The sequence below is a fragment of the Candidatus Methylacidiphilales bacterium genome (assembly GCA_033875315.1).
Classification (GTDB): domain Bacteria; phylum Verrucomicrobiota; class Verrucomicrobiia; order Methylacidiphilales; family CAZTYG01; genus JANRJG01.
Map to the genome: position 1 here is coordinate 96,526 of JANRJG010000041.1, position 12,789 is coordinate 109,314.

The 12,789-nt window shown below is 55.7% G+C and carries 12 protein-coding genes; 2 read left to right on the forward strand and 10 right to left on the reverse strand.

Translation table 11 applies throughout. The features are described 5' to 3' along the window. The first annotated feature begins 36 nt into the window (after window positions 1-36). Window positions 37-993 carry a GDP-L-fucose synthase gene (locus SFU85_13335; protein ID MDX6767760.1) on the forward strand — a complete coding sequence of 319 codons (957 nt, stop codon included), beginning with the start codon at window positions 37-39 and terminating at the stop codon, window positions 991-993. A 130-nt stretch (window positions 994-1,123) separates the two neighbouring features. On the opposite strand, the gene SFU85_13340 is transcribed toward SFU85_13335, so the two are convergent. From SFU85_13340 to SFU85_13355, 4 genes are all read right to left on the reverse strand, one after another. Beyond that, on the reverse strand, window positions 1,124-1,900 hold the full coding sequence (locus tag SFU85_13340; GenBank protein ID MDX6767761.1) for an NAD(P)-dependent oxidoreductase: 777 nt from the start codon (window positions 1,898-1,900) through the stop codon (window positions 1,124-1,126). After that, on the reverse strand, window positions 1,897-2,616 hold the full coding sequence (locus tag SFU85_13345) for a nucleotidyltransferase family protein (protein ID MDX6767762.1): 720 nt from the start codon (window positions 2,614-2,616) through the stop codon (window positions 1,897-1,899). Before SFU85_13345 ends, SFU85_13340 begins: the two co-directional genes overlap by 4 nt. Window positions 2,617-2,812: 196 nt before the next feature. Beyond that, window positions 2,813-3,709, reverse strand: coding sequence for an FkbM family methyltransferase (locus SFU85_13350; GenBank protein MDX6767763.1), 897 nt, complete (start codon window positions 3,707-3,709; stop codon window positions 2,813-2,815). 5 nt (window positions 3,710-3,714) lie between these two features. Beyond that, window positions 3,715-4,650: an NAD(P)-dependent oxidoreductase gene (locus SFU85_13355; GenBank protein MDX6767764.1), complete on the reverse strand. Its 936-nt coding sequence runs from the start codon at window positions 4,648-4,650 to the stop codon at window positions 3,715-3,717. Window positions 4,651-4,805: 155 nt separating this feature from the next. On the opposite strand from SFU85_13355, the gene SFU85_13360 reads away from it, so the two are divergent. After that, window positions 4,806-6,947 (forward strand): hypothetical protein, encoded by a 2,142-nt coding sequence (locus SFU85_13360; protein MDX6767765.1) that lies wholly within the window; start codon window positions 4,806-4,808, stop codon window positions 6,945-6,947. A gap of 13 nt (window positions 6,948-6,960) precedes the next feature. Here SFU85_13360 and SFU85_13365 read toward each other — a convergent pair whose 3' ends face one another. From SFU85_13365 to SFU85_13390, 6 genes are read right to left on the reverse strand one after another with little or no spacing between them, the layout of a single operon-like run. After that, the gene (locus tag SFU85_13365) at window positions 6,961-8,100 is read right to left on the reverse strand and encodes a glycosyltransferase (protein MDX6767766.1); all 1,140 of its coding nucleotides are present in this window, start codon (window positions 8,098-8,100) and stop codon (window positions 6,961-6,963) included. 48 nt (window positions 8,101-8,148) lie between these two features. Next, entirely contained in the window at window positions 8,149-8,934 is a 786-nt protein-coding gene (locus SFU85_13370; GenBank protein MDX6767767.1) for a glycosyltransferase family 2 protein, read from the reverse strand. Next, a complete protein-coding gene (locus SFU85_13375; GenBank protein MDX6767768.1) occupies window positions 8,931-9,917 on the reverse strand; it encodes a glycosyltransferase in 987 nt (328 codons plus the stop codon). The genes SFU85_13370 and SFU85_13375 overlap by 4 nt, the downstream gene beginning before the upstream one ends. A gap of 21 nt (window positions 9,918-9,938) precedes the next feature. Continuing rightward, a complete protein-coding gene (locus SFU85_13380) occupies window positions 9,939-11,072 on the reverse strand; it encodes an FAD-dependent oxidoreductase (GenBank protein MDX6767769.1) in 1,134 nt (377 codons plus the stop codon). Between the two features lie 33 nt (window positions 11,073-11,105). After that, a complete protein-coding gene (locus SFU85_13385) occupies window positions 11,106-11,927 on the reverse strand; it encodes a sugar phosphate isomerase/epimerase (protein MDX6767770.1) in 822 nt (273 codons plus the stop codon). Continuing rightward, window positions 11,924-12,712, reverse strand: a complete 789-nt coding sequence (locus SFU85_13390) for a hypothetical protein (GenBank protein ID MDX6767771.1) — start codon at window positions 12,710-12,712, stop codon at window positions 11,924-11,926. Before SFU85_13390 ends, SFU85_13385 begins: the two co-directional genes overlap by 4 nt. Window positions 12,713-12,789 lie beyond the last annotated feature (77 nt).

The window sequence follows — 12,789 nt, forward strand, 5'->3', positions numbered from 1 at the left end:
CTATACCCACGGGTTCTTTTAGAAAAGTCGAAATTTATGAGTTATAGCCTAGAGAAGAAACGGGTTCTCGTAACCGGAGCAAAGGGCTTCGTTGGACGCAACCTGGTCCCGCGATTGGCCGCATCGGGTTGCGAATTGATCACCCCGGGCCGCAAAGATTACGACCTCTTGGAACAGGATCAGGTGCGCGCCTTGTTCCGCGATACCCGTCCCCAGGTGGTCTTCCATCTGGCCGCTTATGTGGGCGGGATTCTGGCCAACCGCGATTACCCGGCGGATTTCTGCTACCGCAACATGGCCTTGGCGGCCCATCCCCTTCATGAAGCTTGGAAGAGCGGAGTGGAAAAGTTTGTCGGGCTCATGGGCGGATGCAGTTATCCGGCGACCGCCCCCAGTCCCATCCGCGAGGACCAGTTGTGGAATGGCTATCCGCAACCGGAAAGCGCCCCTTACTCCCTGGCCAAGGCCATGGGCCACGAACTGGCAAAGGCCTACCGACGGCAATACGGCTTCGATGCCATTGTCCTCGTGCCGGGCAACATCTACGGACCGTGGGACAACTTTGATCTCAACGCTTCCCATGTCATCCCCGCGCTCATCCGCAAATATGTGGAGGCCCGTGAATCCGGCACAAATGAGATCACGGCCTGGGGAACCGGGGCACCCAAGCGCGATTTCGTTTACATCGAGGACGTCTGTCGCGCCGTGGTCCATGCCGCGCAGGTTTACAGCGGCCCTGAAATCATCAACATTTCCTCCGGCACCCGGGTGACCATCCGCGAATTGGTCGAACTCATCTCAAATTTGGCCGGCTACCAGGGAAAAATCCTCTGGGACAGCACCAAGCCGGACGGACAGATGGACAAGGGCTTCGATGTCGGACGGATGCGTGATATCCTCGGCTTCGAATGCACCACCCCGTTGCGTGAGGGCCTTGAAAAAACGTTCGCCTGGTTCACCCAAAACCGCAAAGCCGCCCTCCGACTATCCTGAAAGCCCGACCAGATATCGGCGTATCTAGTTTCTAGTTTCCGTTCGGGTATTCACCCATCCAGCTTTTCCCCTGCCCGCTTTGCGACAATTGAGGGTTCGAAGTTTTGGCTTTCTCCAAAAAACCGATTCTTCAGATTTTCCGAGCAATAAATTCAGCGACGGTATCCACGGAGCGGGGAACCGGAAGGATTCCGAGGAGTTTATCCACCGAAACGTCGACGATCCGGGGTTTGGCATCGGGGGGCAGTGCGGAAAGGTCCATGGTTCTGCCTGCCATTTCGGCAACCCGCCTGGGGGTCACGGTGCCCTGACCACAGATATTCACCACTTCACCGGCTGCTCCTTTCTCGAAAAGCGTCCAAGAAAGACGGGCGGCATCCTCCGTCGAAAGGAACTGATAACGCGAGTCCGGATGGATGCGGAGCGGTAGACCGTGGAGGATGTCATAGACCGGGTTCTTGCGCAGGCCCGGGCCGACCATGCCGGCGAGGCGGACGATCAACCATCCCTTGGCGTATTTTCGAACCAATTCTTCGGCCATCCATTTGTGCAACCCATAGTAGGAAGTTTGTTCCGCGGGTATGACCGTGCTTTCCCGGGTGGTTGAGGGGGAAGTGAGATCGGCGTAAACATCGACACTGGAAACATGGAGATGGAAGGCGGCGGGGAAATCACGGAGGGTGCGGAGCCGGTGTCCCACCGAGGTATCGAATTCTTCGAAAGGTTTTTCCTCGGCGAAAAATTTCTTCGAGTTACAGGCCGCCTCAATGACCAAGTCAGCCGGGGTGCCGACGTGAGCGGCGTAATTCGCGCGGGTGACGGGAATCAATTCATGTGCACCGCTGGCAAGCAGCCGATGGAATGCCGAGCCGACAAAGCCATTTGCACCGATTAGGATGATTTTCATGCGAGCACACTCCGGTTCCGTTGGATAAATGCTCCGGCCCGGGCCAAGCTTTCCGGCAGTCCGATGTCGAGAAACTCCCCTTCGACGCGGGCTACCCGGATATTTTTTCCGGAGGCGATCAATCCGGGAAATACTTCCGTTTCAAAACTCAGGGGATTTTTGGTGGGGAATTCCATCAATAGAGCGCTTCTAAAAAGATACACCCCGGCGTTGATCCAAGCCGCACCAGGTTTCTTTTCGCGGAAACCCCGCAACCGCCCCTCGGTGTCGGTGTCCAGGCTGCCATAGCGCGAAGCATCTTCCTGCCACAAAGCCAGCACTCCCGCGTCCACTTCAGGATCTGCAAACAGGGAAAGGAGCGGATCCAGAGGGGCAGCGACGAGGGAATCTCCATTACAGACCAGCCAACTCCCCGGATGGAATCCTGATTGGGCCGCGGCGTGCAGAAATCCACCGGCCGTTCCAAGCGGAGAGGACTCGGCCACACAAACGAAGCGGGCTTGGGGAAGGATTCCATCGTGGAAATGTTCCTCCACTTTGTGGGCCAAATAGCCGGTTGACAGGACGAAGTCGCGGATGCCCTGATGGTGGAGCGCCCGCGCTATCCACTCAACAAATGGACGACCTTCCACGGGAGCCATCGGTTTGGGCAGATCTTTCAAAACACCTTGCAGACGCGTGCCAAAACCACCCGCCAGAATGACGGTAGCAAACATCGGAAATTTTTTAGGATCAGATGACATGTTCAGGCGACGGGAGAAGAAAACGGGGGTTGGATGAATGACGGCAGGCGACAGGCCAATATGAAGGCAACCGATGGCAACAGCCCAGAATAGTCCATAGATCGGAAAATGAAGTCAAACCGATCGGAACCCCGCCAAAATGCAACCCAAGCATTGATCCCGACGGGCTTCACCATGAGGAATTTTGCATCCTGATATTCCGGTCCTCCGTCAAACGGGATGTATGGACAGCAATGTAGTCGCCACATTCTGGAATCGCAGGGATCATTTTGTTTCCCGAGAAGGCAAAAAATGTATACCCGGCGTCGCGAAGCAGATCGATCAATGCTCCAACTGTATGACCGGCCCGTTCACAGGACGGAGGGATCAGCTCAAAAATGATCGTGGGAGTGGCCGCAGAAAGTGTTTTCAGCGCCCCGAGTAAAATGCTCCGCTCATGCCCCTCCACGTCCAGTTTGATCACCGTGGGAAGGGGGAATCGATGCTGGGCCCATAAATCGTCTAGCCTCTTTTTCTCCACTTTTACTGTGGCAATCGTCTCGCTGGCATCCAAGGCCAGCGAATTGCGGCCAGGGTCATCATGGACCCCCAACCGGGCTTCCCCGTTTTCATCTGAGAGAGCCACTTGAAAAAGCTCCACGTTATCCAAGCGATTACGGTCGATATTTTTGACAACCAGTTCGTGGGATTCAGGAAATGGCTCAAACGCGAAAACGCGGCCAGCACTTCCCAGGTGGCGTGCCGCCATGATCGTGTACAGTCCAAAGTTTGCCCCTCCATCGACAAAGACATCTCCCTCCCTGAGATAAGATTCCAAGAATTTGATCTCAGGTTCATAGTCCCGCCCGAAAACATAGAAAACCTTGGCGGGGCTTCGAAAGACACTCGGCAACAGATAGGAAGCGTTCCAAGCCCCAACTTTCATCGTTGGATTCCTTCCGGTCAACACCAGGAGATACCAGGCAAAAACCCGCCAGACACACCGCAAGGGGTGTGAGGAAAAGCCTTCATGCCCGACGAGGAACCGGAAACTGGATTCCAGTCCGCTGAATAGCTTACGGCTCATTGGGTCTACACGTTACCGAATTTATTGTTTCGGATGATCGTGTAGGCTTTGATCAACTCTTGGATGCCCCGGTCCAACGACCACTCCGGCTTGAAGCCCGTGGACGCAATGCGCGCATTGGAAACAATGTAGTCGCGTTTGTCCGGGTCCTCGCCAATGGGGGCTTCCAGATAGACAAATTGGGGCAGGTATTCCTGGATTTTCGCGCACAATTCCAGTTTGGAAAGATTGGCATCGTCCAAGCCCACGTTGTACGGCTTGCCCTTCATGGCCTCAAAATTCCGGATGGCATGGGAAAAGACCTTGGCCACATCACGAATGTGGATGTAATTGCGCTTGAAATGGCCTTCAAAGATCACCACCGCCCGGTCATTCACCGCCCGGTGGACAAAGTCATTCACCAAGAGGTCCAACCGCATCCGGGGCGACGCCCCGAAAACGGTCGCCAGGCGGAAGCTCAAACCGTTCGGCCGTTCCAAGACCGCAGCCTCGGCCTCACATTTGCTGGTGCCGTAGAGTGAAATCGGACGCAGGGGTGTTTCTTCCGTGCAGAATTTCCCTTTTTCTCCAATGCCATAACCGCTGTTGGTGACAGGGACAAGGATCCACTGCGATGGGCTGGCCAGACGGCACAACATTTTCACCGCATCGGCATTGGTGGATTGGGCCGCCAGCTTGTCCAGCTTGCACATGGGCGCCCCCACCAAGGCGGCAAGAGGAATGACGATGTCTGCCTTGGCCAGGAGAGGCTTGACGATGGATTCGTCGCGACAATCGCCACGGACGACCTCGAAAATCGGATTCTGAACACAATCAAGCAGGGGAGCCTGACCGAACAGGAAGCTGTCCAGAACGGTCACATGGTGACCTTCGGACAAGAGCGAGGGAACGAGAACGGAACCGATGTAACCGGCTCCACCGGTGATGAGAATATGAGCCATGGCGGGCTTAAAAATACCCGGGATGATGAAGCCTCGGCAAGGATCGTTTTATCCCAAGGCTTGCTCTACTCTTCCAAATTATACATTCCCGATGTAAGAAGTTGTTTGTTTTCAGGACTGGTGTGTGACACGGAAATAACAGAAACCCACATTTTATGCCCAGCTTAACTATTCCCAAAAAAACCCTTCAACTGGCCTGGGTGCCCTGGGTGCTTATGTCCGCCCTCCTATTGCTGGCCGTCTCGCTGCAACGGGGGATCGTATTGGATTTTCTGGGCACAGACGGAGATCTCCAAAACTGGAATCCGGTCCACCGGTTGATCCAAGGTCAAAGGATCGGTGCTGATTTCGATCCCTACTTGGGCTGGCTGCTCAGTTACGTCATGTTCCTCGTCACACTAGTCTTCGGCCCAAACTTCGCCGGATCGAAGATTGCCGCGTATTTGTTGAGTAGCGGAAGCTTTGTCTTTATCGCTGCACTCGGTCTCTATTGGGGCGGAATGCGCCTGCGGACGAGCTTGTTTTATCCCACGCTTTTGGTCTTTCTCTATTCGCTGCCGGACGTACAAATCATCATCTACCGATTGCTTGAAATGTCCCCAGCGCCTTCAGGTGCGAAACCCCTGCGCCTTCTTTTATCCCATCTGACCTACATTGACCCGGGAACTTCACTCCGCACCGTGCGACCCGTCTGTTTGTTTGTATCGTTCGCCCTGCTGATTGGTTTGGAATCGCACCTGCATCGGTCAAACGGGAAGAGCAGACCTCTGATGGTCGCGCTTGCGGGAGGAGTGCTGGCCGGGTTCTGTGCGCTCTGGTCAACGGATTACGGTCTACCCGCCTCATTGGCCACCCTCGCACTTACAGTATTGCTTGCACAATACCGGAGCCCGATCTTCCCGGACTTCAAGTCCGTTTTCCTAACAGGAATCCTGGGCGCATCAACGGCTTTCACGACCTTCTATCTGGCATCCTTCAGCTTATCCGGACGATGGGATGCTCCATTGATTTATTTCGGCTATCTCAAGGACATCTCCGAGACATCATACTGGTATTTCGATGTGTCTGCCAAAAAAGCTTACTCTTGGAACACGCTCCATTGGGCGCGTATCACTTTGGAATGCGGGGCCTGCGCGCTTTCGCTCTACTTATTTCTTAAGAAGAAAAAAATTACTTTCCTGGCCACGTCACTGGCTCTGGCCTGCTTGGTTACATCCGGCACCCTTGCCTCTATCGTCAATGTCAACCAAGTGGACAATTTCAGGGACAGCATCCTATTCGGTTTTTTTTGGGTAGCCGGCCTGGGAATTCATCATTTTACCACCGCGCTCCAAAAGCGCCTCCCAGTTCATCCTGCCCCCGAATGGCCCCATCGGATTATGGCTATTGTTATGGCAGTAATCGTCTCCCTTTCCTGGACGGAATGGTGGCACCTGCACAAGGGAGTCGATGCCAGACTGCTTTTGGCGAACAGCAGCCCGGCCCCCACCCATCCCGCAAAAATGACCGAATTCTGGCATTCCCGATACCGGGCCCCCCTTATCAGCGTGCCGGAATTGGGCGGCTACCTTTCGACGGCTTTCACCTCTGACGTCAAAATTGCCCGCTCTCTTCGGGATACTGAAAATGTGAAGTCCCTTTGGTGCAGTTACGGAGGATTTTATGATACCCTGATCGGCACGCGCAATTCATTGCGGACCGATTACCTCATCCATGCCTTGGGCCCAAAAAATGAGGAGAGGGTCATTTCACACCTCATCCAACATCCCCCCGATCGCATCATTACGATCAATCCCGCTTATATTGCCTTCGAAAGCTGGCTGCGTGCGCAGAACTGGCACGTCTACGAAACCCTCCTGCTGGAGGGTTATGAAAAAGTTAAGGAAACCGGCATGGTCTTTGTTTGGAAAAAAAACAATGTTTCCCAGGCTGAGATTATTCCGGGCGGAGAAGCTGCCGTGCGGCAGATTTCACCAACCGAATCGCTTGTCAACATGCCCCAAGCCGACCGCGAGCGCCTCATGTTGAGGCGAACTCCGCTCTCGAAACCCTTTTACATACTCTTCGATATTGAATACAGCGCACTACCTAAACACCATCTACTCCTCAAAACCCACGCCCAAGTAGAACCGACTGAAAGCAACATGGGTTTCGGACTCGAAACCGGATCACACGTGAAGCGAAGAATACCCTTTCTTTACCACGAACTGACAAACCCGGAAATCAGGCTGAAAGTCCGGCCTTCGGACTCAAAACTTACCATACACTCGGCAACGTGGTCCTTACTGACTTATTGATCCACCGAACCCTTCATGGACACGCATGTTGTTTTTTTAGAAAAGACAAATACTGCGAAAGTGAGGAAGCCGGGTTTACCGCCGCCAACAAACCTTCGCGTGCACTGAAAAACTCCTTCCAGTCCAAGTCGCTCCAGGCACATATTCGGGCGATGGCCGCGGACAGTGTTCCCCTGTCCCCATAGTCGAACAATTCTCCCAGTTTGCCAAATCTGGCGAAACACTCAATGCCGTCCGGGAAGCGCGAGGACACCACTGGCAGTCCACACGCAATTGATTGCAAAAAAAGCGCACTCATTGCCGGGAATGTCCCCGCGTAAGCGATCAGACTGGCATCAGCCCGGGCGAACAGCTCAAGCCAAGCCCCACCAGTGAAGTATCCGGATATGCCCGTCAACTTGACCGATGGGCATGTCGCCAATCGATCCCGCAATGGCTGGAGCTTTTCAGCATTGAGTTCGGGATCATGGATGATGATCTCGTTGAGACCGGCAAAATCCTCCAAACGTTCCAAATGGCCCACCGGTGAGCGCCTCGCATTGTCCCATCCCGTGGCCAATAATCTGCGAATTTTTCGCTCAGTAATCTTTTCAGGGCCGGGCAAGGCGATGAATTCAGGAATGCAGACCGTAGCCCCAGGACCCACTGACTGATCAAATGTCGTTTGCATCAATTCATTAAAGCAAACCAATCGCCCTCCATTACGCACCAAGCATTTCCATGCAAGAGCTCGCCTCCGAACAATCCCCCATCCCCCGGAAACAGGGAAAAGTCCCGGGTGGATCATGCGCTGTAGGTAGGCAGCCGGAGGATGACAAAAAAAGGAGGCGAATACGGGACCGTAAGGTCCGGATGAAGTCATGCCGATGACCCCCATTTTTCCGCTACGAGAAGCGATAAATGCCGTGAGATAGACCCAAAACTCAATATACAAAGTGGTGAGTTTTCGAGGTATCCATCCGGCCACGTGCCGCACAAAAGACGGAGGACACACGTAATCATCGAGAACAACATCCGGTGGCGGTGTTTCCGCCCAACCCACCAAGGTCACGCCGACTCCAAGCTCACGCAGACTTACCGCAGCAAGGAGTATTTTTTCCCGCATATGTCCGGACAAATGATGTCCGCCCGGCTCCACAAGGATCAGTTTCACCAACACTCCCGCTTGCCTTCCGAAGCCGACAAGTCGCTTGCCACTTTATCACAGGAGAGGATCATATTTACCCCTAACTGCATCAAAGAGCGTCTTCAAGACCAACCAATTCCCTTTCAGTCCGCTTATTTTGGTGGGGGTTTTCCCGTGCCGGGGATAAACCCGGCTGACGGGCGTTTCCACGCACCGGAACCCCAATCTTGCCGCACGGATGGCCAGGTAGTAGTGCAGTTCATACGAGACAAAACAGTCCCGGAAAGGCCGCACCCGCTCATCCACCAAGAACTTCCGGCTGTAGGCTCGGAAGCCATTGGTGGTGTCGGTGTAACGAAACCTTGCGGCCAGGCTGATCAATGGGGCATGGAGCAGTTGGACCCCCCAGTGCCGCAGGAATGGTGTGTTCTCATGATGTCCCCCGGCAATGTACCGCGATCCCTGGACGTGGTCATATCCGGCTTCCAATAATTTGATAAATTGGGGGATGGCCCCGATCCCATCCTTTCCATTCCCATCAATGGTCACCACGCCCTCATAACCCTGCTGCAGGCACCAAGCCAAGCCCATCCGCATTTGGGCGCTCAATCTCCCCGGGCCGGTTTTGACCAAAAGCGCCGTCACGCCGGCCTCCTCCAGGATGTCTCCGTCAAAGGACCCGTCCGTGCTCCCCCCATCGGCAATCACGACATCCACCCCGTCGGTCAGGGGCTTCATGCGCTGAAGCTGCGCCCTCACACGTTCACCTTCATTGATGACAAAGACACACACCGCATAGCGGTTGCGCCCGGGCTTCCCCCACGCCACCTGGTAGGTCGGCACTTGCCAGGCGGGGTTCATATTGCCTTGGCCTCGTTCAGGATATTCTTTTCGATCGAAGTTTCCAGGAGCACGGAGCTGGTCTGCTCGGCGGCCACGTAATACAGGGGCCGCTCCTGGGTTTCTTCCAAAATCCGTCCCACATATTCACACAGCACGGCGAGGATCAGGAACAGGAAAAAAAACATCCCGGTCATCTGCATGGAGAGCGTGGTCCATCCCCGGGCCACATCGGGTTTCAAAAAATAGATGGCCACAATGTATCCCGCATAGAGGACATTCAATACGCTCATGAGCAGACCCAACCGGCTTACCACGCGCAGGGGATGGCGGGATTGGGCAATGACAATCTCTATGGCGTGTTCCACCCGTTCCTGCAACCCGCCCCGGCTTTGGTTGACTGCCGTCCTCGGCTGGTAGGTGAAGCACTCCTGCTGGTACCCCAAGGTGGCGGCAAAAATCCGCAGGTATCGCCGACGATCCCGGATGCGGGTGACGGCATTGACCGCCTGGCGGCTGAGGACGCGGAAATCGGTGGAGTTTTCCCGATAATCGATATCCAACACCTTCCGACAATAGGTGTGAAAGAGTCGCGTGGCCCAGGCGGTCAGCAGACCGGACTTTTCAGGCTCACTGGATATCCCGCAGAGCACACCGCTGCCCAAACGACAGCGCGCCACCAGGTCCGGAATCATGGCCGGCGGATCGGTCAGGGCATCCATGACCACGACAAAATCCCCAATGGCGGTTTCCAAGCCGGCCGCCGTGGCAATCTCCCGCCCGTAGGGCCGCGAAAGCTGGAGGAAGCGGACGCGCTCCTGCACGCGCAGCAATTCCGCCACCACCCTGGGCGTGCGATCGGTGGAGCCATCGTCCACCAGGATGATTTCGTAGAAGTAATAGGCCTCTTTCAGAACCCCGGCCAACTCCCCGAGAAAGGCAGGCAGTATCTCCGCCCCATTTCTCAGGGGCACAACCACCGAAACAACCAGGCTTTTATCCATAATCCGTTTCTTTCTCTCTGTTTACATTCCCAACCCCAAGGCCGCCAGTTCTTGGGGGATGTCGTAGATGTTGTCCAATTTCCCCCCCATGAGGCTCACCAAACCGCGCATTTCCGGATCCCTATGAAAGAGGATCGGCCGACCATCGTCGAGTTCGCTTTGCGGGAGGACGGTCTTCACCTCCCACAACGACCCCTCCTGACGACACTTGGACATGGCAGGAAGGTAGCGGGCGGCATCGCGGATCATGAGGGGACCGTCGGTGCTTTTGACTGCACGGTCAAAATGTTCATACGCGTCCTGCCAGGCTTCCGTTCCGCTTTGCGAGCCTCCTTCCTTCCAAGCATGGTGCGGGGTGTAGCGCACGTGGCTCAGGGTCCAAAGTCCGCGGTCGGGAAAAGGCATCAAGGAAAAAAACGGACCACACATGACCGTGACCGCCAGATTTTGCAATTCCTGCGGAGGCTGGACCAGTGCCATCTCGGTCAATTCGTGTTTGAGGGGAAGGAGGGGCAGTCCGGAATGGTACCGCAGCCGATTCAGTCCGCTGTAGGTGCAATTGAATACCCAAGGGGTTCCGTACAAACGCCGACCCCCATTGGTTTCCACGGCCAATTCCATCGCCCCATCAGCTCTATGGGTCAGGCACCGGGCGTCGGCCTCAAAATAAAACTCGACCCCCGCCTCCTCCAAGCGCTTCCGCATGGTGAGGCGTAGCTTGCCGGCATCAAAGGCCACTTCCCGGACTTTCCAGACTTTCTCAATCAACGGCGAGCTGAACAAGCGGGAGACGCGTTCTGGGGCTGGTTGTAGGGGAGCCCCGACCCGGGCCATGAAGGTTTCAAACTGGTCCGCCGTCACCTTTCCGAGCACGCGGCCCACGGCGTAGTATTTGTCGAAATCCTCGACAATTGATTCCGGGAAATCCTGGAGGAAGTGGGGAAAGTTGACCCGGGAGCGGACGGCGGTCATGAGGCTGCGCGGATAATGGTAGCCATTGTGAACGCGTGCTTGGTTGTGGTAGGAGGCCCGGAGCATGAAATCCGGACCACGCTCCAGGATCACCGGCGAAAGACCCCGCGCCTTGAGCAACAAGGCCAGATACATGCCAAAAAATCCCCCGCCCACAACCACGGCATCGGCAGACTGCGTCATACGGGGAGTTTCCATGAAAAGGGCCTGGCTGGTTCAGGGCAGGTAGATACGGCTCACGTGTTCCACGGCCTCCCGCACGGATTCCAAGCCGGCCGGCTGTCGCTTCATTTCAATCGAAAGGGTGCCCGCGTAACCGATCTGTTCCAGGCAACGCGCCACTTTGGCATGCCCCTCCCAAGGAGATGCAAATCCATCCAGGTTGGCCTCACTGACGTGAACCGATCCGACCCAGGGCGCGTGTTCAAGGATGGTTTCGGGAAGCTTTTCCGCATTCATCGCCAGTTCACCGGCATCGAGATGCCATCGGAAACCCGGTGAATCCACTTCGCGCACCAACCCCACCGTGTCTGCGACATGGGTGCAGAAATTGCAGCCGTAGGAAGCGGGATTGGCTTCCATCCCGAATACCACCCCCAGGCCGGCGGCCTCACGGCCCAACTCACGGAAAAAATCCACCGCCTCCCGTCGGGCCGAAGACGCGTCCAACGAATCGGGAACCCAACGATTCTTGGGGGCACCAAATACCAGATAACGCCCTCCCACCATGGCACACACCCGTGCCAATCCCTTCAAGTGTTCCATCAGCCTGGGTCGTGTTTGATCATCAAAAAGCAATAGTTCGCTTTTTTGATAGAGGATGGCTTGGAATCCAGAAACCGAAAGCCCACGCGCGACAATTGGCCCCAGGGCTTGGCGCACCTCCACATCCGTGGCCTCCGCTGGCTGCGGCCAAAGACGCCCGGGGGCACATTCCACCTGGCTTACTCCGAGTTTCCCCAAAAGGTCATAGGCCGGAAGATCCTCCTCCGGAGACCAGGCGATATTGGAAAAGGCCAGACAGGGCTGGGGTTTCATGAGTTTGAAGACACAGAACGCACGCCGTGCCGTCCCAGAAAAACTTCCAACTGACCGAGCACATCCCCACGGCTGAAAAGATACCCCGGCCGCTTCGATCCCCAAGCGTCGGCATACTTGCTGTGCATGTCGTAAGACGCCTTGAACGCGGTTTCCGGCCCCACCTGCTTGTCGGGGAAAAAGCGCCCGATAATTTCACGGGTGCTGACGGGCTCAGCGGAAAAATTCACCAAAGGAATGCCCATGGCGACAGCTTTGTCGATGTCCGCTTGGATGCGGTCGAGGCTGTAATACTGGTATACCCCGGCGGGGTTGATCTTGTGCAATTCATGATCGTGAAGGAGATCATGAATGACATTCTTTTTGATCCCCTCTCCGAAAAGGCCGGGAAGACGGACCACCACGTGGGAGGGGAAAAGGGCGCGGATGGATTGCTCCGCCTCGAAGCGATTCCGTCCATAGGCGTGATTGATCCCGGGGTCGATGGGGGAATCTTCATCAACCCCGGAAGGCTGGGGGTAGACATCGACCGTCGAAATGAGGACCATGCAACCGGCACGCACCGTGGCCAGAACGTCCAACAAGCGGCGGATGCCTTGGCGGTCTTCTTCGGCATGGTCGTTGGCCCACCACTTTTTGGCCTGGATGCCGGCACAGACGACGAGGTCGTAGGACTGACCGGCCATGTCTTCGATGTTCCGGCTGCGAAAAAAGGCGTCATAGGAACCCTGGGCGGCGAGGTTCGATCCGACGAAGCCGGTGTGTCCGATGAGAGCTCGTTTCATGAGGGACACAATTTTTCCACGATGCCCGTAGAGGGTCACGAGTAATTCTCGGGTAATTTTTCGGAAACAACTATCCG

Coding starts and splice junctions, on each gene's coding strand:
- SFU85_13335 (MDX6767760.1), top strand. CDS start 37: ATGAGTTATAGCCTAGAGAAGAAACGGGTTCTCGTAACCGGAGCAAAG.
- SFU85_13340 (MDX6767761.1), bottom strand. CDS start 1,900: ATGAAAATCATCCTAATCGGTGCAAATGGCTTTGTCGGCTCGGCATTC.
- SFU85_13345 (MDX6767762.1), bottom strand. CDS start 2,616: ATGTTTGCTACCGTCATTCTGGCGGGTGGTTTTGGCACGCGTCTGCAA.
- SFU85_13350 (MDX6767763.1), bottom strand. CDS start 3,709: ATGAGCCGTAAGCTATTCAGCGGACTGGAATCCAGTTTCCGGTTCCTC.
- SFU85_13355 (MDX6767764.1), bottom strand. CDS start 4,650: ATGGCTCATATTCTCATCACCGGTGGAGCCGGTTACATCGGTTCCGTT.
- SFU85_13360 (MDX6767765.1), top strand. CDS start 4,806: ATGCCCAGCTTAACTATTCCCAAAAAAACCCTTCAACTGGCCTGGGTG.
- SFU85_13370 (MDX6767767.1), bottom strand. CDS start 8,934: ATGAACCCCGCCTGGCAAGTGCCGACCTACCAGGTGGCGTGGGGGAAG.
- SFU85_13375 (MDX6767768.1), bottom strand. CDS start 9,917: ATGGATAAAAGCCTGGTTGTTTCGGTGGTTGTGCCCCTGAGAAATGGG.
- SFU85_13380 (MDX6767769.1), bottom strand. CDS start 11,072: ATGACGCAGTCTGCCGATGCCGTGGTTGTGGGCGGGGGATTTTTTGGC.
- SFU85_13385 (MDX6767770.1), bottom strand. CDS start 11,927: ATGAAACCCCAGCCCTGTCTGGCCTTTTCCAATATCGCCTGGTCTCCG.
- SFU85_13390 (MDX6767771.1), bottom strand. CDS start 12,712: ATGAAACGAGCTCTCATCGGACACACCGGCTTCGTCGGATCGAACCTC.